Annotated in this window: 1 protein-coding gene; it reads right to left on the bottom strand. The window is 49.0% G+C overall.

Annotated elements, in window-relative coordinates; all coding sequences use genetic code 11:
• Positions 1-967 (bottom strand): IS481 family transposase (locus VU18_RS15315; protein WP_047758412.1); only part of this gene is annotated, 967 nt, incomplete at its 3' end.
• Positions 968-1,096 lie beyond the last annotated feature (129 nt).

The raw sequence follows: 1,096 nt of genomic DNA, 5'->3' as shown, positions 1-1,096 counted from the left end.
CGACGAACGACACCAAATGGACTTGCGATTGAAACACTTCATGTGGCGTCTTCCCGTTCAACGAGGCATGCGGTTTTCGATGGTAATCTTCCTCCAACCACTTCCAAAATCGCTCGTTTAGCTCTTCGAGCGACTTCGGTGAATTCATTTCGAGCAACGGGTAAAACCGCGTCTGTACGGTGCGGAAAAATCGTTCGATTTTCCCTTTGCTTTGCGGATCGTACGGCTGGGTATGGATCAAGGTGATCCCTAACTCCGCGCAGGCGTACTGCAAGGGTTCCGCCCGATAAATCTTGCCGTTATCCGAGTAAATTCGCTTCGGCTTTCCGTATCGAAGCAGCGCTTCCTTGGTTACGATCCGCAACCCGTCAAATTTCTCGGAAGAGAAAAACTGAGCGTACGGCACGACCCGAGAGCAGTCATCGATATAGGCAATCAAAAACGTTTTTTGCGTTTTGCCATTCACGCGAATCAACGGGCCATGGGACAAATCACCTTGCCAGAGCTCATTGACCTGATCGTACGCGAATCGTTTTCGTTCAGGAATCGGTAAAATTTCTTTCCCCACGAGGTTGTATTTTTTTAAAAGTCGGTATATAGTGAAATAAGAGATGGATTGGATTTCCCCCTGCTCGATAAGGTGTTGGTAAAACACCGTCACGGGCATGTGGGGGTGTTTTTTTCTCAGGGCTAAAATGTGATCCTCTTCTTCAGGTGACAGCCTCCGGGAATGGCCACGGTCCGACCGTCGTTTCGGCTTCAGCGCCTCAAAGCCCCCTTTTTTGTACTGCGTGCACCAGTCGAGGATCGTTTTGGCGGCGATGCGTTTCTCTCCATGGTGGGGAACTTGATGGATCCGTTCCGCTACTTCCTTCAAGTACGTTTTTGGATCGACTTGTCCATTCACCAATGGAGCGATCAATCCATACCGAAATAAAGCGATCTCCTGTCTCATCGACTCATTCATTTCGATCTCCTCCTTCGTTCATCCCATTCTAGGACCTTATCGGTCCATCCTGTCTCTATCCTATCGGATCATTCCCCCGACCGTCGAGAGGAAAGGTTTGTGGAATCTATAAATGATTCCATATAAGGG

Source organism: Geobacillus sp. ZGt-1 (assembly GCF_001026865.1).
Classification (GTDB): Bacteria; Bacillota; Bacilli; order Bacillales; family Anoxybacillaceae; genus Geobacillus; species Geobacillus thermoleovorans.
Note: the sequence above shows the minus strand (reverse complement) of the source record. Positions and strands in the feature narration are given on the sequence as shown.